The 22,098-nt window shown below is 66.8% G+C and carries 18 protein-coding genes; 1 reads left to right on the top strand and 17 read right to left on the bottom strand.

The features are described 5' to 3' along the window. Positions 1-89 precede the first annotated feature (89 nt). Genes G9408_RS14460 through fliE form a run of 11 tightly spaced genes read right to left on the bottom strand, consistent with a single transcriptional unit; the run spans position 90 to position 9,167 of the window. Positions 90-368, bottom strand: coding sequence for a flagellar biosynthetic protein FliO (locus G9408_RS14460; RefSeq protein WP_120217594.1), 279 nt, complete (start codon positions 366-368; stop codon positions 90-92). Further along, on the bottom strand, positions 368-706 hold the full coding sequence (gene fliN, locus G9408_RS14455; protein ID WP_168454683.1) for a flagellar motor switch protein FliN: 339 nt from the start codon (positions 704-706) through the stop codon (positions 368-370). Before fliN ends, G9408_RS14460 begins: the two co-directional genes overlap by 1 nt. After that, on the bottom strand, positions 699-1,625 hold the full coding sequence (locus G9408_RS14450) for a FliM/FliN family flagellar motor switch protein (protein WP_287409405.1): 927 nt from the start codon (positions 1,623-1,625) through the stop codon (positions 699-701). The genes fliN and G9408_RS14450 overlap by 8 nt, the downstream gene beginning before the upstream one ends. Positions 1,626-1,627: 2 nt before the next feature. Then, positions 1,628-2,233 (bottom strand): flagellar basal body-associated FliL family protein, encoded by a 606-nt coding sequence (locus G9408_RS14445; RefSeq protein WP_168454681.1) that lies wholly within the window; start codon positions 2,231-2,233, stop codon positions 1,628-1,630. A gap of 17 nt (positions 2,234-2,250) precedes the next feature. Next, the gene (locus G9408_RS14440) at positions 2,251-3,765 is read right to left on the bottom strand and encodes a flagellar hook-length control protein FliK (protein ID WP_168454680.1); all 1,515 of its coding nucleotides are present in this window, start codon (positions 3,763-3,765) and stop codon (positions 2,251-2,253) included. Further along, positions 3,762-4,208, bottom strand: a complete 447-nt coding sequence (locus G9408_RS14435; RefSeq protein WP_120217589.1) for a hypothetical protein — start codon at positions 4,206-4,208, stop codon at positions 3,762-3,764. Before G9408_RS14435 ends, G9408_RS14440 begins: the two co-directional genes overlap by 4 nt. Then, complete coding sequence (locus tag G9408_RS14430; RefSeq protein WP_168454679.1) at positions 4,205-5,536, bottom strand: FliI/YscN family ATPase; 1,332 nt, start codon at positions 5,534-5,536, stop codon at positions 4,205-4,207. Before G9408_RS14430 ends, G9408_RS14435 begins: the two co-directional genes overlap by 4 nt. Continuing rightward, on the bottom strand, positions 5,533-6,132 hold the full coding sequence (locus G9408_RS14425) for a FliH/SctL family protein (protein WP_168454678.1): 600 nt from the start codon (positions 6,130-6,132) through the stop codon (positions 5,533-5,535). Before G9408_RS14425 ends, G9408_RS14430 begins: the two co-directional genes overlap by 4 nt. Continuing rightward, complete coding sequence (gene fliG, locus G9408_RS14420; RefSeq protein WP_168454677.1) at positions 6,125-7,156, bottom strand: flagellar motor switch protein FliG; 1,032 nt, start codon at positions 7,154-7,156, stop codon at positions 6,125-6,127. The genes G9408_RS14425 and fliG overlap by 8 nt, the downstream gene beginning before the upstream one ends. Then, entirely contained in the window at positions 7,149-8,810 is a 1,662-nt protein-coding gene (gene fliF, locus G9408_RS14415; RefSeq protein ID WP_168454676.1) for a flagellar basal-body MS-ring/collar protein FliF, read from the bottom strand. The genes fliG and fliF overlap by 8 nt, the downstream gene beginning before the upstream one ends. A 3-nt stretch (positions 8,811-8,813) precedes the next feature. After that, positions 8,814-9,167 carry a flagellar hook-basal body complex protein FliE gene (fliE, locus tag G9408_RS14410; RefSeq protein WP_120217585.1) on the bottom strand — a complete coding sequence of 118 codons (354 nt, stop codon included), beginning with the start codon at positions 9,165-9,167 and terminating at the stop codon, positions 8,814-8,816. A gap of 247 nt (positions 9,168-9,414) precedes the next feature. On the opposite strand from fliE, the gene G9408_RS14405 reads away from it, so the two are divergent. Continuing rightward, the gene (locus tag G9408_RS14405) at positions 9,415-10,236 is read left to right on the top strand and encodes a flagellin N-terminal helical domain-containing protein (protein ID WP_168454675.1); all 822 of its coding nucleotides are present in this window, start codon (positions 9,415-9,417) and stop codon (positions 10,234-10,236) included. A 214-nt stretch (positions 10,237-10,450) separates the two neighbouring features. Here G9408_RS14405 and G9408_RS14400 read toward each other — a convergent pair whose 3' ends face one another. From G9408_RS14400 to G9408_RS14375, 6 genes are all read right to left on the bottom strand, one after another. Further along, entirely contained in the window at positions 10,451-13,720 is a 3,270-nt protein-coding gene (locus G9408_RS14400) for an error-prone DNA polymerase (protein ID WP_235957844.1), read from the bottom strand. Continuing rightward, entirely contained in the window at positions 13,717-15,264 is a 1,548-nt protein-coding gene (locus G9408_RS14395) for a Y-family DNA polymerase (protein ID WP_235957842.1), read from the bottom strand. The genes G9408_RS14400 and G9408_RS14395 overlap by 4 nt, the downstream gene beginning before the upstream one ends. Further along, positions 15,170-15,958, bottom strand: a complete 789-nt coding sequence (locus tag G9408_RS14390) for an ImuA family protein (protein ID WP_168454673.1) — start codon at positions 15,956-15,958, stop codon at positions 15,170-15,172. The genes G9408_RS14395 and G9408_RS14390 overlap by 95 nt, the downstream gene beginning before the upstream one ends. Before the next feature lie 229 nt (positions 15,959-16,187). Continuing rightward, on the bottom strand, positions 16,188-17,591 hold the full coding sequence (locus G9408_RS14385; protein WP_168454672.1) for an efflux transporter outer membrane subunit: 1,404 nt from the start codon (positions 17,589-17,591) through the stop codon (positions 16,188-16,190). Further along, positions 17,588-20,782 carry an efflux RND transporter permease subunit gene (locus G9408_RS14380; RefSeq protein ID WP_168454671.1) on the bottom strand — a complete coding sequence of 1,065 codons (3,195 nt, stop codon included), beginning with the start codon at positions 20,780-20,782 and terminating at the stop codon, positions 17,588-17,590. Before G9408_RS14380 ends, G9408_RS14385 begins: the two co-directional genes overlap by 4 nt. A 6-nt stretch (positions 20,783-20,788) precedes the next feature. After that, positions 20,789-21,973 (bottom strand): efflux RND transporter periplasmic adaptor subunit, encoded by a 1,185-nt coding sequence (locus G9408_RS14375; protein ID WP_168454670.1) that lies wholly within the window; start codon positions 21,971-21,973, stop codon positions 20,789-20,791. Positions 21,974-22,098 lie beyond the last annotated feature (125 nt).

The following is a 22,098-nucleotide window of genomic DNA, read 5'->3' as shown; positions in this document are numbered from 1 at the left end:
GAAGGGCTGTTCTTTCTTTCAGCGTTGAATGAAAGAAGAACGGTGCTTCGACAAGCTCAGCACGAACGGGTTGTGAGGGTGGCGTTGCCTCAATCGACATGGAAATCCCCCTGCGCGTCGTCGGCGATGCGGGTGATGCCGTTACGCGACACCGCGACCAGGATCCGCTGACCGGCAAATTCGACCACCGCCAGCTTCGATCCCGGGCCCAGCGGCAGGACGTCGACCATCTCGACCGCGCGTGCTTTCGCCGCGCCGCCGACCAGCGGCACGCCCATCTGGACGCGCTTCCACAACCACAGGCTGCCCCACGCCATGCCGCCGATCAGCGGCAGCAGGATGAGCAGGCGGAGGATATATTCGAACATCAGGCTCTCCGTTCAAAGCCTTCGAGGCCGCGCGCGGGCGCGACGACTTCGGCGACCTGAATGCCGTAACGACCATCGACGCTGACGATCTCGCCCTTCGCGATCAGCGTGCCGTTGGCGTAGATGTCGAGCAGGTCGGTCGCGGCGCGGTCGAGTTCGATCACGCTGCCCTCGTCGATCGCGAGCAGCTCGGCGAGGGTCATCGAGGTCGATCCGACCTCGACCGACACGCGCAGCGACACCCCGGCGAGCAGGTCGAAATTGGGCGCCGCAGCGATATTCTTGCTGTCGCGGCGCTCGGTGCGCGGCGCCGTCGGCGCGTCGCTCAGATCAGTCATGGTTCGGTCCTTTTTCGATTTGTTCGATCATGATGGCGGCGTTGCCATTCGCTTCGCCGATACTGCCGAGGGCAAAGCTGCGCCCGGCGACGGTTATCGGGACGTGGCGCGGCATTCCGATCGGGATGATGTCACCGACCTCGAGCGCCAGCAGTTTCACCAGGCTGATTTCGGGGCGCGCCAGAACCGAGCGGACGGGCAGGCGCACCTCGCGCAGCGTCTTGTGCAGCGCGCTCGCCCAGACCGGGTCGGCGTTGCCCGGGATTTCGGCGACCGGTTCGGCCCCGGCAATTCCGCGCAACGCGGCGAGCGGATAGGCGCAGGCGATCGTCCGCCCCTCGAGCGGCGCCCCGCGCAGGATGAAGCGCTGGACGAACAGTTCGTCGTCGGCGCGTACCGCGGCAAGCTTGGCGGGGTCGCCGGTCACGCAATCGAGCTCGGGCTCGAGGGTCAGCTTGTCGCCCCATGCGGCCGCGAGTTGCAGCCCCATGTCGCGGCCCAGCCGCGCGGCAAAGCGGTCTTCCGCATCGGTCAATTCTTCGCGCTCGCTGGCAAGGCTGCCCTTGCCACCGTAAAAGATGTCGACGAGCTGGAGCAGCAAGGGCCGCGGCGCGCCGAGCAATATCGGCCCCTTGAGCGGCGGCGCGTGGTAGCGCCAGAAGATCGCGGGGGCGCTCGCCGCGGTCCAGTCCGCGAAGCTCATCGTTTCGGCGCTGGCGCGTTCGACCTGCACCGATGGCACGCCGAGCGCGCGGATCAGGTCGCGGAGCGAGCGGGCGAATTGGACCGCGACGCTGTCGAGCGCCGGAAAGGCATAGCTGTCCGCAGCCTTGCGCAGCAGCAACGACGCCTTGGCGTCAGCCGCCTCGGTGGTCGGGGCGGCGGGCGGCTTTACGGCTTTGACGGATTTTTCGCGCACGCTCACTGGATCACCAGGCTCGTGAAATAGACATTGTCGATACCACCAAAACCCTCTTTCTCGCGCAGCACGTCGTTGATCGCAGCGGTCAATTGCCGCTGCAGCCGTTGTTTCCCCTGCGATGTCGAGAGCAACGCCGGATCCTGTTCGGACAGGACCATAAGCACGACCGAGCGGATCGGCACGGCCTGGCGTTTGATATTATTGATAACCTTGCCGTCGTAAAAGGTCGAAAGGCTGATACCCGCCTGCAAAAAGCCCGAACCGTCGGCGAGGTTGGTCGTGAAGGCATCGGGGATCGCAAAATAAGTGACTTCATATTTGCGCGGGTCGACCTTGAACCGGTCGTTGGGCACCGACACGGTGCCGACCTTCGGTGCGGCTTCCTTGTCTTCGCCCTCGGCGGCGGCGGGCTCTTCGCCCTCGCTGCGCACGACCAGCTTGGGATAATTATCCTCGGGCTTCGCCTCGTGCGCCGACAGCGCGCCGAAGTAGATGCCCGCGCCCGCCCCGGCGCCGATCAGTGCCACGGCGCTGACGCCGATGAACAGCAGCTTCTTGAACTTGCCCTTCTTCTTGGGCGCGGCTTCGTCTTTTTCCTTGCTCATGCTTCTACCCTTTGTGGTCAGGCAAAGCGGCCGCGGCGGTCGGCGGCCTCTTCGGGATCACGCGCCTTCACGCGTTCGGTAACGGTTTCGATCAGATGGCTGACGTCCTGTGCGGCGCCGCGGCCCTGACCCTGCGACTGGCCCTGCATCTGGCGCCCCGTGTCGCCGGGGGTGCAGGTCACTTCGCTGCCGGTCACGCGGACGCCCTGCTGGCGCAGGTCTTCGACCAGACGGCCCTGCGCCGCGGTGACGATGGTCGCGGTCGCTTCATGCTGGGTGTCGAGCTTCAGCGCCACGCCCTCGTCACCCACGAGCATCGCGACGTCGAGGCGGCCGAGGTGCCGCGGCATCAGGCGAAAGCTGATGTCGCCGCTGTCCGACTTGGTCGCCGCAATGTCGTGCGCGAGCTGGTCGATCCATGCGCCATCGCTGGCGAGGTCGAGCACGCGTTCGGCGATCGTGACCGGCGCGCTCGCGCTCGTCAGCGGCGCGGCGCCCGCGGTCGTCGGCTGCGCGAACTGGACCGTCATGGCCGGTGCGGCTTCGGCGGGCTTGGCCGCGACCGCTTCGCCAGCGATAACGGCGGGCCCCGCCTGCGGCGCTGCGCGCGGCTTGCTCGCCGCTGGCGCCGCGATCGCGCTTTCGATCTCGGGCGCCACGCGCGTGGCTTCGGCGCTGCGCGGCTTGTCTGCGGCGGGAGCGGTGACGGTAGCGGTGGCGGCGGCCGCGGCGGTCGGTGCCATGTCGGCGACCGGAAGCTTGCCGGGCTCGCTCGCCTTCACCGGCTTGCCCGGGCTGGCCGCAGCCCCCGGCGCTGCAACCACCACCGCAGCGACAACCGCCGCAGCGGCAGGCGATGCCGCAACGGACAGCGCGGCGGGTGCCGGGGCTGGCGTCGTGGCAAGTGTTTCGGGCGCCGCCGCCGTTTCGGCAGGCTTGGCAACACCGCTGCCGGGTTCCGCCACCGCTTTGCCGTCGGTCGGGGCTTCGGTGTTGAGCGCCTTGAGTGGTTTTGTTTCGGGCTTGGCGGCGCTGCCGTTCAACGCGATCAGCAGTTTCGCCGCCGATGCCGCGGCGGTGTCGGCGTCGGTCGTGGGCGCAGCATCCTTGGTCATCGCCATCGGCGCTTCGGCGGTAATTTCCGGGGCGGAGATTTCGCCAGCCGTCGCCGGAGCAACCACGACGGCCGCTACAACCGCAGCCACCGCTGGCGTCACCGGCGTCATCGGCATTTCCGACGCTGCGCTCGTCACGGGCGTCGCCGTCATCATGGGCGTCACGGCCATTGCCGGCGTCACCGTCATCGCGGGGATCGCCGGTGCCGCCGCGGCTCTGGACGGCGCAGGCAAAACCGACGCCGCAGGCGCGGCCTTGACCGCGGCGCCATCGACCTTTGGCACGGCAGCCAGCAACTGCTCGAAACCGCCGTCCTCGCCGCTACCGGCCGGCGTCTGGCCGATCGTGCTCAGGAAGGCCGCAAAGCCCGCGGGCGTCGAACCCTGTGGGGTCGGGAGGGAGGCTGCGCCCATCATGCCGCGCCGCCTTCGATCAGGCGCAGGCGCATGCCGCCGCGCGCGCGGTGGGGGCGGTTGGCGTCGCGGCGACGCTCGGCTTCGGCTTCGGCCGACTTCCGGCTGCGTTCGTACAGGCGGACCGCCGATTCTTCCTTGGCCATCGCGCTTTGCGCCAGCATTCCGGCCTGGTCGCGGCGGGCGCTGGCGTTCACCAGCGGTGCGGTCAGATTTTCCTGCGCGATGTCGAGCCGCATCGCGAGCTCGCCGATCGTGTTGAGCGCGCCGCCCGCGACGGCACCCTTGGCCATCGCCAGGTCGACGCGCAGCGTTTCGAGCCGCTTGGCCAGCTCGACCAGGCTGGCGAGTTCGCCCGTGGCGCGCGCGAGATTCGCCTCGGCCATCTGATGTTCGACGGTGCGCACGCGAATGATGCGTTTGCGGCGTGCGGTGCGGGCGGTCATGCGGAATATCCTTCAATCAGGGTCTGGCGGGAAATGTCGAAATCGACCTGCACCTTGGCGGGCTGGGTCACGAAGGCGAGCTGGTCGGCGTGACGCGCGATCGCGGTGTCGAGCACCGGATCGCCGCCGGCGACATAGGCGCCCATCAGCATCAGATCGCGATTCTCTTCATACGCCGACCACAGCTGGCGAAAGCGCGCGGCGGCGGCGGCATGTTCGGGATCGACCGTGTCGACCATCGTGCGCGACAACGAGCGCGCGACGTCGATCGCGGGATAGACGCCCTGTTCGGCCAGCTGGCGCGACAGGATAATATGGCCGTCGACGATCGCGCGCGCCGAATCGACGACGGGATCGTCGATGTCGCCGCCATCGGCGAGCACGGTATAGAGCGCGGTGATCGACCCGCCGGTTTCGCGGTCGATGCCCGCGCGTTCGCAGAGCGAGGGGATCAGCGCGAACACCGACGGCGGATAACCCTTCATCGTCGGCGGCTCGCCCAATGTCAGCCCGATCTCGCGCTGTGCATGCGCAACGCGGGTCAGGCTGTCGATCAGCAGCAGCACCTTCTTGCCGTCGGCGCGAAACGCCTCGGCGATCGCGGTGGCGCGCATCGCGGCGCGCAGGCGCAGCAGCGGCGGATGGTCGGCGGGAACCGCGACCACCACCGACTTCTTGCGGACTTCGGGGGGCAGCTTGGTTTCGACGAAATCGCTGACCTCGCGGCTGCGTTCGCCGATCAGTCCGACGACGATGACGTCGCATTCGGTCCCGGCGATCATCTGGCCCATCAGCACCGATTTGCCGACGCCGGACCCCGCGATGATCGCGACGCGCTGACCCTCGCCGACGGTCAGCAGCGCGTTGATCGCGCGCACGCCCATGTTGAGCGGACGGGTAACGCGGCCACGGCGCAGCGGATTGACCTTGCGCCCGGCGAGCGGCCACTGGAACTGCGACTTGACCGGCGCACGCCCGTCGAGCGGATGGCCCTGCGCGTCGATGATCCGGCCAAGCAGCGCCTTGCCGCATGCCACCATGGAGCTCGCGCCATGCGGTTCGACCGGCGCGCCGGTAACCAGCGGCATATTGGTGTCGAACGGCAGGACCAGGCTGCTCTGGCCGCGAAAGCCGACCACCTCGCCATAGACATAGTCATTGTTCGCCGACTTGATCCGGACATTGCTGCCCAGCGGCTGCGGGAAGCCCGACACCTCCAGCATGATGCCCTCGTGCGAGACGAGGGTGCCGATGCGGCGCGGGCTGGCGCCCGTCAGGTCGATCGGGTCGAGCAACTGCTGTGCAGAGAGGGCAAGGCGGCGCGTCATGCGGCGGCCCCTTCGCCCAGCGCAACGCGCAGTTCGTCGAGATAGACGGCGCGGCCATGCTCGATCCAGCCGGTCGAGGTTTCGATGCGGACGGTCCCGCGCATCATGCCGGGGTCGCTGGCAAGCGCCAGCGGCAGCGCGCAATCGGCAAGCAGTGCGGCATCGTCGGGGTGAACGCACAAGGTCCGCGCCTTGTCGGCGTCGGCGACCATCGCCGCGGCGGTCTCGGCCTGCGCCTGGAGCCATGCGGCGTCGATCGGCGCGTCGGCGACGATCTGATGCACCAGCCGTTCGACGGTGTGCGCGATCAGCTGCGCCAATTCTTCGCTGGGTTCGTCCTGCAACGCTTCGGCCCCGGCGAGCAGCGCGAGCAGCTGGTGGCGTTCGGCGACATAGGCGGCTTCGGCGACGCGCTGCCCTTCGGCCAGACCGCGAGCGAACGGGTCGTCGAGGTCGAGTTCGGTGGGACCGCTCGCGGCGGCCTGCGGCGGCCGGGGACTGCCGGCGAAGGCGAGCGGACGAAAACCGCTGCTGCGCGCCATCGCCGCGGCCAGGGTGACGGGGGCAAAGCCGGTTTCGGCGGTGCGATCAGACATAATCGTCGCCCCCGCCCGCGATCATGATTTCGCCCGACGCCGCCATCTGGCGGACGATCGTCATGATGCTCTTTTGCGCATCGTCGACGTCGGCGCGCTTGACCATCGTCATTTCGGCCATTTCGTCGCGGATCGTTTCTGACGCGCGCTGCGACATGGTCGACAGGCACAGGTCGATCATCTCGTCGTCGGTGCCCTTCAGCGCGACCGCCAGCTGCGCCGCGTCGACCGAACGCAGGACCGAACCCAGGCTCTTCTTGTCGAGATCGCGCAGATTTTCGAAGATGAACATTTCTTCCTCGATCGCCTGGGCGAGCTGCTTGTCGGTCTTCTTGAGCGCGCGGATCGTGCGTTCGCTCAGCGACTTCGGCATTTTCTTCATGATCTTGGCGACGTCGCTGGGGCCGCCGATCGCCTGTTTGGCGACGCGCTGGCCGTCGACATTGGCGCTCGCGAGCACCGATTCCAGATCCTCGATCGCCGCGGCGGGGACCGATGTCAGCATCGCGGCGCGCAGCACCAGGTCGGCCTGCAGGATTTCGTCGAGCGTTTCGATGGCGCGCGCGGCGACATCGGGGACCAGCACCGACAGGATCAGCGCGCCGACCTGCGGATGTTCCTGGGCGAGCAGGCCGCTGATCGCGTCGACATCCATCCAGCGGAGGATTTCGAGCGAGGCGGCGCTGCGCTGCGGCGCGACCGCGGCCAGGATGTTGTCGGCGCGGACGTTGCCGACGGCCTGGTTGATGACGGTGCGGATGCGGACGTCGGCGCCGATCGCCAGCGCGCTGACATCGCGGCTGCGCACGACGAAACGGTCGAGCGCCTGACCGATCTGCAGTTCGCTGGCGTTGGCGGTGTCGAACATCGATTTCGCCAGCTGGCGAACTTCGTCGGGCTCCAGATGCTTCAGGATCGTCGCGGCTTCATTTTCGTCGAGCAGCATCAGCAGGATCGCGGCGGCCGACGATCCTTCGATGGCGGGAGCGGCAGGTGGCGCCATGGTTTCGGCGGCGTCAGGCACGGGCGCCCTCCTGCATCAGCTGGCGGACGACGAGCGCGGCGCGGGCCGAATCCTGGCGGACAAAGGCGCGGACCAGATTGGCGCGCGTTTCATAGCTTGGCGCCTGTTCGATCATTTCCAGCGTGATCTCGCGGCCCGCGGCGGGGCTGGCGAGCGCGGGACGTCCGTCGGTCGCGGCGAGCAGGCTTTCCTCGAGCGCCGCATTGCGTTCGGCGCGTTCGGCGGCGCGCGCCTTGGCGGCGCGGATCAGCGGCCGACCGATGAACAGGAAGGCGAGCAGCGCGGCGAGGATCGCGCCGACCTGCTTGACCAGCGGCAGGAACCAGGCCTGATCATAGAAGGCCGGTTCCTCGGTTTCGACCTGGACGAAGGGCCGCTGGCTGATCGCGACCTGATCGCCGCGGGTGGCGTCGAACCCGATCGCGCCTTTGACCAAGCTGTCGATCTTGGTCATGTCGGCCTGGGTCAGCGCCTTCTTGCCCTGATTGAGCGCGACCGCGACCGAGACGCGGCGCAGCTTGCCCTGCGGCGAATGCGTCACCGAAATCTCGCGGCCGACTTCAAAGGCGCGCGCGGCATTTTCATTGCTCGCCGTTTCGGGCGCCGCGCCGGCGGCGGGCGTCGGGGTCGGCGCATTGGCGGTGACCGTCGTCGCCTGCGGCGGCTGGTTCGACAGCGCACCGGGGATGCCGACCGCGGCGGGCGGCGCGCCCTGGCCGCTGACGGTGCGCGTGATCTGTTCGCTGGTCATCGCGCGATCATTTTCGGGAAAGCTTTCGCGCGTTGCCTGGCTTTCGGACATGTCGACGTCGGCGTGGACCTCGACGCTGTAATTGCCGACGCCCAGCATCGGGCCGAGCAAGGTGTCGAGCGCGCGGCGGAACCGATCCTCGACCTGCACCTGCAACTGGAACGCCTTCATGTCGCTGCCCGATGCGGTGTCGGACAACAGCGCGCCGCGCTGGTCGATCACCGACACCTGATCGGCGTTCATGCCGGGGACCGACGACGCGACGAGGAAGCGGATCGCCTGCACCTGGCCATCGCTCAGCGAACGGCCGTTCTGCAGGGTCAGCATCACCGACGCGGTCGACGGCTTGTCGTCGCGGACGAACAGGCTGGGCTCGGCAGCGGCGACATGGACGCGCGCGCTTTTGACGGCGTCGATCGTCTCTATGGTGCGGGCGAGGTCGGCCTCGCGAGCCGATCGCAGCGCTTCGCCCTCGATCGCGCGGCTCGACCCCATCGGCAGCGCCGCGATCAGGCTGTCGCCGCTCGGCGCCGCCTTGGGCAGGCCTTGTCCGGCCAGCGCGATGCGCGCCTGGTGCAATTTGTCGGCATCGACGGTCAGCGCGCCGGTGCTCGCGTCGATGCTGTGCGCGATGCCCTGCGTCTGCAGCGCGTCGGCGACGGCGGCCTTGTCGCTGTCGTCCAGCCCGGCGAACAGCTGCGCCTGCGGGGCCGACTGCATGGTGAAATAGGCGAGCGCGGCGATGCCGATCGCCGACGTCATGGCAATCGCGGGCAGCGCGCGCTGCACCGCGGGCTGGCGGACGAAGCTGGTCAGCGGTGCAAGACGGTTGCCCGCCGCGGGGGCGGGCAGGCGGTTTGCATGGCCATCGTCGACGGGCGAAAGGATCTGGGTATCGGCCATGGATTACACCGGCATGTTCATGATGTCGCGGTACGCGGACAGCAGCTTGTTGCGGACCTGCAACGTGGTTTCGAAACCGAGCGAGGCTTTCTGCCGTTCGATCATCACGCTGACGATGTCGTGGGTGTCGCCGCGCTCATAGGCTTCGGTGATCGCGCTCGCCTTCGATTGCTGGGCGTTGACCTGTTGCAGCGCGTTGTTGATCGCCGCGCCGAAATCGGGGGTTCCGCCAGCGCCCTCGACGCCGCCCTCGACGCCGCCGATGCCGCCGCGACCGGCGGCGCGTTGCAGCGCCTGGTTCTGATTGAGGATCGAACTGCGCATCTGCAGCAGTCGGCTCGGGTCAATCGTGCTCATTGCTTTCCATCCGTCCTGAGCGCAGCGGTGCGCCGTACGCAAAGAACAATGCAAAGCTCATGCCAAAAAAATTAATCGTGATATTTCAATATTTTGAATTGTAGCGAAGGTCGCCGTGAACAACCTTCGGCATTTTTTTGACGGCGCGGCCTTAAGCGCCTCGACCGCCCGCCGTTACTGCTTTTCGTGACCGCTCCTCGAGCCCTCACATCACGGGAATGGCCATCGAGGCCGGAAAGGAACAAAGATGACTGTCATCAACACGAATGTGAGCGCGCTTCGCGCCCAGAATAACTCGCGCGTTGCGGGCAAAATGCAGTCGCAGGCGATGGAACGCCTGTCGAGCGGCAAGCGCATCAACAGCGCCAAGGACGACGCCGCCGGCCTCGCCGTTGCGACGCGCATGTCGGCTGCTTCGCGTGGCTTCACGCAGGCGATCCGCAATGCCAACGACGGCATTTCGCTTGCCCAGACCGCCGACAGCGGCGCCGCCAGCATCTCGGACATCCTCGTCCGCATGCGTGAACTGGCGATGCAGGCTTCGAACGGCACGCTCGCCGACGCCGACCGTACGCTGGTTCAAGAGGAAGTTACCGCGCTGATTTCGCAGATTGGCGACATCACGACGCAGACGACCTTCAACGGCAACGCGCTGCTCAACGGCAGCGTCGCGGCTGGCTTTGACATCCAGACCGGCATCAACAGCGGCGAAGAAGTGAACATCACCGTCGCCAGCCTGACCGCCACGTCGCTGGGCGTCAACGCCTTGTCGGTCGCCACGGCCGCCGGCGCCACCGGTGCCCTGGCAACGCTCGACACCGCGATCACCACGGTCGCCACCGAACGCGCCAACCTTGGTGCGCAGCAGAACCGTCTGAGCGCAGCTGTCGATAATTTGACGGCCCGCGTCACCAATCTGGACGAATCGCGCTCGCGCATCGAAGACGCCGACTTCTCGGCGGAATCGACGAAGCTGGCCGCGGCCGGGATCCTGTCGCAGGCATCGACCGCGATGCTGGCACAGGCGAACCAGAGCCAGCAGGGCGTGATGAACCTGCTCCGCGGCTAACATCCGCGACCGACTTTCAGGCTATATTCGGTTGGTCCCTTAGATAGCCTGATCCGATGCCCCGGCCCCCACAGCCGGGGCATCAACTTTTTGGCGCGAAGGCGCGGCACCAGCCCGCTCCCCCGCCCAACCTCCCGACAAGGATATCCTATGGGAGGTTGGGCGGGGGAGCGGGCTGGTGCCGCTTCCGGCGTCAGCCGGAAAGCAAACGCCTTCAGTGAAAATCCCGGGACTTGGGCAGGATGCGGACATCGCGCGGATGACCATGCTTTGCGGCATGGCCGCGCGGCAGTTGCGGATGCGCGACCTCGTCGGCGCGGCAGAGGTCGGGGCGTATCTCGCGCCCGTCGCCCAACGTGTCGAGCATCGCGGTGCGATCGACGATGCGCGTTGCCATCAGGTGGATGACGCCCTCCTTGCTCCGCTGCACCTCGCCCTCGGCCAACATCAACCGCGACGCCATGACGGCGCGGCGATAGCGTTCGAAATGGCGCGCCCAGAGCAATATGTTGACGATCCCGCCCTCATCCTCGATCGTGATGAAGATCGCATTGCCCTTGCCGGGGCGCTGGCGGATCAGCACGACCCCCGCGGCGCGGACGATCGATCCGTTCTTCGCCGCCGCCACCTCCGCCGCGCTCAGCACGCCTTCGCATGCGAAGGCACTGCGCAGAAACGCCATCGGGTGGCCTTTGAGCGACAGCCGCGTCGTCTGGTAATCGGTGAGGACGTTTTCGACGAGCGGAGTGGGGGGCAGCTGCGCATCGTCTTCGGCGCCAAGCTCGTCGGTTTCGGCGGCGCCGAACAGCGGCAGCACCCCTTGGCGGACGCGGCGCGCGTCCCACAGCGCCGGGCGCCGATCCAGCCTCATCGACCGGCACGCATCGGCCTCGGCGAGCAGACGCAGTGCGCGCGAAGGCAGGTCGGCACGGCGGGCGAGTTCTTCGATGCTCGCAAAAGGAGCGGTCCGCGCCGCCGCGATCTGCTCGGCCCAAGCCTCGCGAAACCCGTCGACCTGCCGAAAGCCGAGCCGCAGCGCGAGGCTGCCGTCATCCCTGCGCTCCAGGCTGCTGTCCCAATCGCTGGCGTTCACATCGACCGCGCGCACCTCGACCCCATGCTCCTGCACATCGCGCACCAGCTGCGCGGGGGCGTAAAAGCCCATCGGCTGCGAATTGAGCAGCCCGCAGGTGAAGACGGCAGGGTGGTAATGCTTGATCCATGACGAGACATAGACGAGTCGGGCAAAGGATTGGGCGTGGCTTTCGGGAAAGCCGTAGCTGCCGAACCCCTCGATCTGCTTGAAGCAGCGCTCGGCGAAGTCCTGCTTGTACCCGCGCGCAACCATGCCGCCGACCATCTTCTCGCGGAAATTGTCGATCGTTCCGACATTGCGAAAGGTCGCCATCGCGCGGCGCAGGCCGTTGGCTTCCTCTGGTGTGAAACCGGCGGCGGTGATCGCGAGGTTCATCGCCTGTTCCTGAAAGAGCGGCACGCCGAAGGTGTGACCCAGAACTTCGCGCAATTCATTGGGATCATGAGGCGGGTCGGGCGACGGATACTCGACATCCTCCTCTCCATTTCGGCGCCGCAGATAGGGGTGGACCATGTCGCCTTCGATCGGTCCGGGACGAACGATCGCGACCTGCACGACCAGATCATAGAGCTTCCGGGGCCGCAAGCGTGGCAGCATGTTGATCTGGGCGCGGCTCTCGACCTGGAACACGCCGATGCTGTCGCCTTTGCAAAGCATGTCGTAAACCGCCGGATCTTTGGAATCGATGTCGAGTTCCAGCGTGTGGTCGCCGAGTCCATGTTCGCGCATCAGATCATAGCATTTGCGGATGCAGGTCAGCATGCCGAGCGCGAGTACATCGACTTTCATCAACCCGAGCGCGTCGATGTCGTCCTTGTCCCACTCGATGAAGGTCCGGTCCTCCATCGCGGCATTGTGGATCGGCACCAGCTCGTCGAGGCGCCCCTGTGTCAGCACAAAACCGCCGACATGCTGAGACAGGTGGCGCGGCGCTTTCAGCAGCTCGCCGACAAAGCGGTGCAGCCGCTCGATCTCGCCATTATGCGGATTGAGTCCGGCCTCGCTCAGCCGCTCGATCGGCACCTCGTCGCCCCAGCTGCCCCAGCTTGTGTCGGCGAGCCGTGCGGTCACATCCTCACTGAGGCCCAGCGCCTTGCCGACCTCACGGATCGTGCTTCGCGGCCGATAGTGGATGACGGTCGCGGCAATGGCGGCGCGGTCGCGGGTGTAACGGTCATAGATATATTGGATTACTTCCTCGCGCCGCTCATGTTCGAAATCGACGTCGATGTCGGGCGGCTCGTCGCGCTCGGCCGATACGAAGCGCGAGAAGAGCAGCTTGTGTTCGTCGGGATCGACCGAGGTCACGCCGAGCAGAAAGCAGACGATCGAATTGGCCGCCGACCCGCGGCCCTGGCACAGGATCGGCGGTTCCTGCGCGCGGGCGAAACGGACGAGATCGTAAACGGTCAGGAAATAATAGACATAGTTGCGCTTCCGGATCAGCCGGAGTTCGTTGCCGATCAACTTGCGAATTTTCGGCTTCAACGGCGCGCCATAGCGTTTTTCCGCCGCCGTCTTCACCAGATGATGAAGATATTTGAACGGCTTCCATCCCGGCGGCACCGGCTCGTGCGGATATTCGTAGCGCAGGTCATCGAGGCGAAAGTCGATGCGCGCGAGCAGCTTTGTGGTTGCTTCGATCGCCTTCAAATGCCCGCTGAAAAGTCGCCGCATTTCGGCTGGCGGCTTCAGATGGCGCTCGGCATTGGCGCGTAGCCGCTTGCCGGCCTTCTGGACCGTAACACCTTCGCGTATGCAGGTGATGATGTCGTGCAGCGGTCGCTGGGCAGCGGTTGCATAAAGGGCGTCGTTGGTTGCGAGCAGGGGAACATTTGTTGCCACCGACAGCCGCCGGAGTTTGGCCAGCTTCCGCGTGTCAGCACCCGACTGCGACATCGTCGCCGCCAGCCATACTGATTTCGGTCGGGCGCCTTTGAGGACGCGAAGCAATTCCTCATCGCCTTCCATCACAATCAGCAGCAGGTCATCACAATGACCAAGCAGATCGCTCAGTTCGAGAATACAGTCGCCCTTCTCTGCCCGGAGGTTCCCCTTCGAGAGAAGGCGCGTCAGCCTGCCCCAGCCGTTGCGACTGACAGGGTAGGCGACGATGTCGGGCGTGCCGTCGGCGAAGACGAGCCGCGCGCCGACCACCAGTCGGAAGCCTTCCACCATCTCCGGCCTTTTGACTTGCTGCTCCTTCAGAAACGCCCACGCCCGCACCACCCCCGCGACGCTGTTGCGGTCCGCGATGCCGATGCCGGGCATGCCCAGCGTAATCGCTTCGGCGACCATATCGGCGGGGTGCGAAGCGCCGCGCAGGAAGCTGTAATTGGTCGCGGCGACCAATTCGGCGAAGCCAGGGTCTGCGGGTTCTCCACTCATGCGAACACCCCATGGATATACCAGCGCGGATCGGGCTTTTCGTCGTAGAGCCCGTGGCGAAACAGCCAGTAGCGGCGGCCGCGATCGTCCTCGACGCGGTAATAATCGCGCGTCAGCCCGCCATTGTCGCGGCGCCGCCACCATTCGGCGGCAATGCGTTCGGGCCCTTCGTAACGGCGGACCGCATGCGCCTGTCGGCGCCAGCGAAAGCGGTGCGGCGGGCCGTCGGGAACCTCGGCGATCACCTCGATCACTTGCGGCGGATCGAAAAGATAGAAGGGGCGCAGCGGTGGTTCGCCGGGTTCGGGGGCGGGCCAGGGCAACGCCGGGGGTGTGTCGATCGCGGGCAGGGCGAGCTGCGCCTGTTCGGGGATATGCGTATCGGCGGGGCGCAAGGCGCGGACCCGCCCGCGCCCGAGCCGTGTCGTGAGCCGGTCGGTGAGTTCGTCCATTGCTGCGCCCTGGCGTACCGCGCGCGCCGCGCCGCCCTCGAGCTTCAGTTGCGTTGCGCCGAGTGCTTCGAGCCGCGGCACTTCGAGACGGATCATGTCGAAACCGAAGCCGGGGTCGAGCGGATCGGCGAGGCCGTCCATGCGTTCGGCGAACAGGCGCATGACAAGGCCGGGGTCGCGCGTCGCATGGCCGGTCTCGACCGCGATACGTCGCGCCAGCCCATCGCTGCGAAAAAAGGTGGCGCCGAAATGGCGGCCGCCCTGGCCGCGTTCGGCAAGCTCCGCGATCGCCTCACCAACCAGCTCGGCAAGAATGCGGGTGGCGTGGGGCAGGCTGGCGACGGGTTCGGCAAAGCGGCGTTCGGTGGCGACCGGCGGCGGCGCGACGCGCGGGTCGAGCGGGCTAGGCGCATCGCCGAGGATCCGGCGTAGCGCCATCGCGGCGTCGGCGCCGAAGCGCGCGGCGAGGTTCGCCATCGGTCGCGCCGCGAGGTCGCCGATCGTCTTGAGCCCGGCGCGGACAAGCGCGGTCGCCGCCTCGGCGTCGAGTTCGAGCGCGGCGACGGGCAGGCGGCGGATCGCGGTGGCCTCATCCGGCGCGGGCCGGGTCTGATAGCGTGCGAGCGCACGGGCGGCGTTGGCGGTGGGCCCCAGCGTATGGCGCACGGTCATGCCGAGCCGGGTCAACCGCCGATCGATATCGTCGATCAGCCCGGCCTCGCCCTCGAACAAATGGGTGCAGCCGGTAATGTCCAGGATCAGCCCGTCGGGGGCATCGAGCGCGACGAGCGGGGTGTAGCGCGCGCAGCCCTGTGCGAGCCGGTCGAGCCAGTTCTGATCAAGGACCGGGTCGTGCGGCACGATGGCAAGGTCGCCGACCTGCGCCCGCGCGTCGGCGAGTGGCATGCCGACACGCAGCCCGAGTGCCTGCGCGCGGGCATCGACGCTCGCGAGACGCAGCGCGCCGCGCTGCTTCTCGGCAAAGACGAGCGGGAGGTCAGGCGGCTTCGGCGCCGAGCGGGTGAACCGTTCGGCGGGCAGCCAGGGGAAGAACAGCGCCAGATAGCGCCGCGTCCCGGAAAGCTTGCTCATCTTTATCCCAATCGAGTCGCCAGCGCGTTCCGGCAGGGCCGCTACGCCAGCGCAGCAGTTCAAGGTCGAAGGCCGGGGCGCCGGGGGCGTTGGCTTCGAGTTCGCGCGATGGGGCGGCGACGATGTGCCAGCGCGTTTCGGCGACGCTCGGCGTCGGCACCGCATTGAGGCGCAGCATCAGCAACGTCGTCCCCGCATCGCGCGCGCCGAGCGTCAGGCGGCGCCCGGCGGTCAGGTCGAGCAGCGGGAATTTGCCCCAGCTTTCAACGATCACCGCCGCCGATCCGGCGCAGCGCACCGCATCATTGGCGCAGGCGAGCAGCATCTTGGGATCGGCGGTTTCAACGAGAAGAAGCCGGTCGGGGTCGCCGCCAAGTTCGGCGATGCCGGGGGCATAGATATGCCCGGTACGGCGTCCGGCATCGACGGTGCGCAGCCACAGCAGCGGCGCATCGCCGCCACTGCGCAGCGCGACCAGTGCGGCAAAGGCCGCGGCGCTGGTGCCATCGAGCGCATCGGCGGCGAAAAACTCGTGCGTGCGCCCGACCATCAATCCGCCGCCGATCGCTGCATCGAACGCGTCATGCCCCGTCGCCAGCCAGCTTTGCGCCGGCTGGCTTGCGGGGCCACCGCTGGCGGCCAGCCGGGCGATGCGCTGGCGCAGCCCGGCGAGAGGTTGAGACGACTCGCGCATATATGTTCCTGATTTGTTCTATTAGCGCGCGAGCGAGAGGGAATGTCAAGATGAGTCGGACTTTATACCCTTCGAGCAGGTAGCAGTTCCCCGGCGAAAGCCGGGGTCCAGGGTGTCATAAATCAACGTCTGTTCTTGCTCGCCCTGGACCCCGGCTTTCGCCGGGGAACTGCTCTTCACCTATTCTGAGGGGATAAATGCCGCTCAGGTCCGGAGTGACGAGGGGCCGTCAGGAGGCGGGGGAAGCCGTCCCCGCGCCGCTGTCGCCGCCGAGCGCGCGGAATAGCGCGATGCGCGTCTGCACGAGCAGCAGTTGCGTCGCGATTTCGCTGCGCCGTGCCGCATAGAGGCTGCGCTGCGCGTCGAGACTGGCGAGGAAGCTGTCGACCCCGCCCTTGTAACGCGCATCGGTGAGCGTCGCGGTGTCAGCAGCGGCGGCGGTGTTCGCGGCGGCGGCGCGCACCCGGTCGGCGATCGTCCCCTGTACCGCCAGCGCATCGGCGACTTCGCGGAACGCGGTCTGGATCGCGCCCTCATAGCTTGCGAGCGCGGCGTCGCGCTGGGCTTCGCTGACCGCGACCCCGGCGCGGCGGCCGCCGGCGTCGAAAATCGGCGCGGTCACGTCGCCGCCCGCCGACCAGCTGAACGATCCGCTGTCGAACAGGCGGGACAGCGCGTCGCTGGCAAAGCCGAGCAGTCCGGTCAGCGAGATCGACGGGAACAGCTGCGCGCGCGCCACGCCGATGTCGGCGTTGGCGGCGCGCAGGCCATATTCGGCCTCGATCACATCGGGGCGGCGGAGCAGGATTTCGGAGCTGACCCCCGCAGGAAGCCCCACGACCGAGGGCGTGACTTCGACGAGGCCCGCGGGGAGCAGTGCGCGATCGACATCGCCGCCGACGAGCAGGCGGATCAGATTTTCATCCTGCGCGAGCGCGGTCCGTTGCTGCGCGATCGCATCCTCGGCGGTAGCGAGAATCTGTTCGGCCTGCCGGAGGTCGGTGCGCGGCGCGACGCCGCCGTCGAGCCGCGCCCTGGTCAACCGCACGCTCTCGCGCGCATTGGCGGCAGTGTCCTCGGCGATCTTCAGGAGGTCGCGGTCGGCGCCATAGGTCGCCCAGGCGTCGGCCAGACTGGCGATCAGCGCGAGCCGTACGGTGCGCGATGCCGCCTCGGTCGCCAGCGCGCGGTTGCGATCGGCCTCGGTGGCATTGGCGAGCTTGCCGAACAGGTCGAGCTCGAACGCCGTGACTCCGCCGCGCAGCGAGAAGTCGCCGCTGCCGCTCGCACCATTGCTGTCCGAATAGCCCGCGCCGCCGCTGATCCCGATTTCGGGGAATTGTCCGGCGCGGGTGACGCGCGCCTGCGCGCGCGCCGCGGCGACATTGGCATAGGCGCTGCGAAGGTCGCGGTTGTTCGCGAGCGCTTGCTCGGCCAGCGATTGGAGGCGGGGATCGGTGAAGACGCTCTGGTACGACAGGACCGGCAGCGCGGCTTCGCTTTGCAGCAGATAGGCATCGCCGACGGGCCAGCTCTGCGGCACCGGCGGGGGCGGGAGCACGGTCTTGGGCGCCAGCGAGCAACCCGCAAGCGCGAGCGTCGTCGCGAGCAACAGCGTGCGAGCCGCGATCATGCCGGTACCCCCGCCGCGCCATCTTCCGTGTTCCTGCCGAAGCGCGCACGCAGCGCGGCAAGCCCGTCGCGCACCCCGCGGCGGACGAGAACGAAAAAGAGCGGGATGAAGAAGATCGCGAGGAAAGCGGCGGTGAGCATGCCGCCGATCACCGAGGTGCCGATCGCGATGCGGCTGTTCGCCCCGGCGCCTGAGGCCAGGGCCAGCGGCAAAACGCCGAAGATGAAGGCAAAGCTCGTCATCAGGATCGGGCGCAGGCGGATGCGCGCCGCGATGATCGCTGCATCGATCACCCGCTTGCCTTTTTTCTCTTCCTGCTCGGCAAATTCGATCATCAGGATCGCATTTTTGGCGGCCAGACCCATCGTCGTGAGCAGCCCGATCTGCAGATAGACGTCGTTTTCGAGCCCGCGTAGCGTGACCGCGAACACTGCGCCGACCAGCCCGAGCGGGATGACAAGCAGGACGGCGACCGGGATCGACCAGCTTTCGTACAGTGCCGCCAGGCACAGAAACACGACCAGCAACGACAGTGCATAGAGCAAGGGCGCCTGTCCCGACGACATCCGTTCCTGATACGAGGCGCCGGACCAGGCGACGCTGGTGCCGGGAATTTCGCCGGCCAGCGCCGCGATTTCGTCCATCGCTTCGCCCGAACTCGTTCCCTCGGCGGGCTGACCCGAAATTTCGAACGCGGGAATACCTTGAAAACGCGAGGTGGTGCTGGGGGTCGTCGACCAGCCGATCTGGGCGAACGCCGAAAAGGGCGACATGCCGCCATCGGCAGAGCGCACATACCATTGGCTGAGGTCTTCGGGCTTGGCCCGATAGGGTGCGTCACCCTGGACATAGACGCGCTTCACCCGGCCTTCGTCGATGAAATCATTAACGTAACGGCCGCCCCAAGCGGTGGCCAGCGTGCTGTTCACATCGGCGTTGCTCAGGCCATAGGTGGTCAGGCGCTGGGTATCGATATCGATCTTCAGCGTGGCCAGATCGGGTAGGTCGCTGAGCCGGACCGACGACAATTTGGGATTGGCGTTCGCCGCGGCGAGCAGCCGGTCGCGTGCCGCGGCAAATTCTTCGCGCGTCAGTCCGCTGCGGTTCTGAAACTGCATCGTGAAACCTGACGTATCGCCAAGGCCGCGGACCGCGCCCGGCACCAGCGCAAAAACCTGTGCATCGCGCAGCCCCGAAAAGGCCCGGCGCGTGCGCTCGGCAATCGCGTCGGCGCTGTTTTCCTTGCCCGGGCGGTCGTCCCAATGTGCCAGATTGACGAAGCCCTGGCCGGTGTTCTGCCCCGACGCGCCGCCACCGCCACCGCCGGCGTTCAGGAAAAGCGATTCGATATTCGCCTTTTCGGCGCTCAGCATATGGTCCTCGATCGCGTCGCGGACCTCAAGCGTGCGTTCCTGCGTCGCACCTGCGGGCAGGCGAAACTGGATCTGGACGCGGCCCTGGTCTTCGCCGGGCAGGAAACCACCAGGCAGGCGCAGGAACAGAAAGGCGAGCAGCACGACAATGATCATGTACAGGCCCAGAAAGCGCCATTTGCGATCGACGACCTTTTCGACGCTGCCGACATAGTTTTCGGTGGTGCGCTCGAACCGGGCGTTGAACCATGTTTTCGCGCGGGTCAGCGCCGCATCGATGCGCGGCCAGCGGCCCGGCGGCGTTTCGCCGTGTGCGCGGGGTTTGAGGAGGGTCGAGGTCAGCGCCGGGCTGAGCACCAGCGCGACGAACACCGATAGCATCATCGCCGACACCACCGTCACCGAAAACTGGCGATAGATGACGCCGGTCGATCCACCGAAAAAGGCCATCGGCAGGAACACCGCCGACAGCACCAGCCCGATCGCGATCAGCGCGACCTGCAATTCCTTCATCGACTGAATCGTCGCCTCACGCGCCGACATGCCGGGATTTTCTTCCATCAACCGCTCGACATTCTCGACGACCACGATTGCGTCGTCGACGAGCAGGCCGATGGCGAGCACGAGCCCGAACAGCGTCAGCGTGTTGATGCTGAACCCGGCAAGGTAGAAGACGCCAAAGGTACCGAGCAGCACGACGGGCACAGCGATCGCGGGGATCAGCGTCGCGCGCCAGCTTTGCAGAAACACGAACATCACGATGATGACGAGGAGGATCGCCTCGAACAGCGCCTTTTGAACTTCGCTGACCGACAGGCGGATAAAGGTCGTCGTGTCGTTGATATAGGCATAGTCGAGCCCGTCGGGCATGTTCTGCGCCAGTTCGGTCATGCGTGCCTTCACGCGCTCGACCGTCGCCAGCGCGTCGGCGCCGGGCGACAGCGAGATCGCCATGCCCGAACTCGGCTGGCGATTGAGACGACCGACCGAGCCGTAATTTTCGGCCCCGATTTCGACCCGTGCGACGTCGCGAATCCGCACCGCCGAACCGTCGGGCAAGGTCTTGAGCACGATATTCTGAAACTGTTCGGGGGTTTGCAGGCGCGACTGGGCGGTGACCGTGGCCGTCAGCAACTGGCCCCGCGGCGACGGCAGGCCGCCGACCTCGCCCGCGGCGACTTCGCTGTTCTGGGCGCTGATCGCCGAAACCACGTCGCTCGGCATCAGCGATACGGCCGCGAGCCGCTGCGGGTTCAGCCAGATCCGCATCGCGTGCGGCGAACCGAAGATATTGACGTCGCCAACCCCCTCGACCCGCGACAACGGGTCTTGGATATTGGTCGTCAGATAATCGGAGACGTCATAATTGTTGCGCGTGCGCGTCTTGTCATAGACGCTGACAATCAGCAGCGTGTCCGAATTGGACTTGCTGACCCGCACCCCCTGCTGCTGGACCTGTTGAGGCAGGCGCGACACAGCAGACTCGATCTTGTTCTGCACCTGCACCTGCGCGATGTCGGGATCGGTGCCCTTGTCGAAAATCGCGGTAATGCTGGCCTGCCCGCGCGAACTGGATTGCGAGCTGAAATAGAGCAGCCCGTCGATGCCGGTCAGCTGCTGTTCCAATATCTGCGTTACGCTGTTTTCGACCGTCTCCGCCGATGCGCCTGGATAGCTCGCCCGGATGTTCACCTGCACCGGCGCGATGTCGGGATATTGTTCGATCGGCAGCGCGCGCAGCGCCCCGAACCCTGCAAGCATGACGACGATCGCGAGCACCCAGGCAAAGATCGGCCGGTCGATGAAGATACGGGACATGGGGGGCTATTTACTCTTTTCTGCTGTCTTGGCCGCCGCGGGCGCCCCCACCTGTTGCGGCGTGCTAGCGGGAACGGCGCGAATGTCGGCGCCGTCGCGAAGATTGCCGACCCCCTGCGTGATGACGCGGTCGCCGGCCTTCAGCCCGCTGGTCACGATCCAGTTGCTGCCGGCCGTGCGCGACGTTTCGATCTTGCGCCGCACCGCCTTGTTGTTTGGTCCCGCCAGATACACAAATGCCGATCCGTCGAAGTCGCGCTGTACAGCTTGCTGCGGAACCAGGATGGCGGTGGGATCGACCGCCTGCTCGAACGTCGCCGTGACGAACATGCCGGGCAACAAAAGCCCCTGTGGATTGGGAAAGCGGGCACGCAAGGTCACGGTGCCCGTGGCCTCGTTCACTGTCATTTCGGAAAATTCGACGGTCCCGGTCAGCCCATAGGCGCTGCCATCTTCCAGCTGCAGCCGCACCGCGGTGCTGCCGGGTGCGGCACCCCCCGCCGCGATCGCGCGGCGCAGCGCCGTGAGTTCGGCGCTCGACTGCTGCATGTCGACATAAATGGGGTCGATGCGCTGGATCGTCGTCAGCGGCGTCGGTTGGCTCGCGCTCACCAGCGCGCCCGGGGTGGCGAGGCTGCGGCCGATGCGACCGCTGATCGGCGCGGTGATCGTCGCATAGCGCAGCGTGATGCGCGCGGTTTCGAGCGCCGCGCCATTTTGCGCCACCGCGGCGCGCGCAACGCGTGCTTCGGCCAGGGCGTCGGTATAATCCTGTTCGGCGATTGCCTGCATCTTGGCGAGCGGAGCGAAGCGGCGGACGCGCTCGTCGGCGGCCTGCGCGCTGGCGCGGGCGCTGGCCAGGTTGGCGGCGGCCTGATCGACCGCGGCCTGATAGAGGCTGGCGTCGATCTGGTAGAGCGGCTGCCCGGCGCGCACGAAACCGCCCTCGGTAAACAGGCGGCGGCGGATCAGGCCGCCCACCTGCGGCCGGACTTCGCTGGTCTCGAAGGCCACCGTGCGCCCGCCGAGCGATGTCGTTACCGGGACCGCCTCGACCCTGGCGACGACAAAACCGACTTCCGGCGCCCCGCGACCGTTCTTGCCGGCCTCTTTCTCGCTCGAACAGGCGCCGAGCGACAGGGTCGCGGCGCATAATGTTCCGGCCAGCAGCAGCGACCTTTTGTCCAGCATATGGATATTCTCATGTCAGCACGCCGCGCGGCGGGGAGGGGTTGGCGCCTATTCAACCCATTGAATTGACGCATGCAAGGGCAATGCGGGTGATTGCGACAATTTAAGACAATTTTCTTCCGCCG

Source organism: Sphingopyxis microcysteis (assembly GCF_012274265.1).
Lineage (GTDB): Bacteria > Pseudomonadota > Alphaproteobacteria > Sphingomonadales > Sphingomonadaceae > Sphingopyxis > Sphingopyxis microcysteis.
This window is presented reverse-complemented; position numbering and strand designations above follow the sequence as displayed.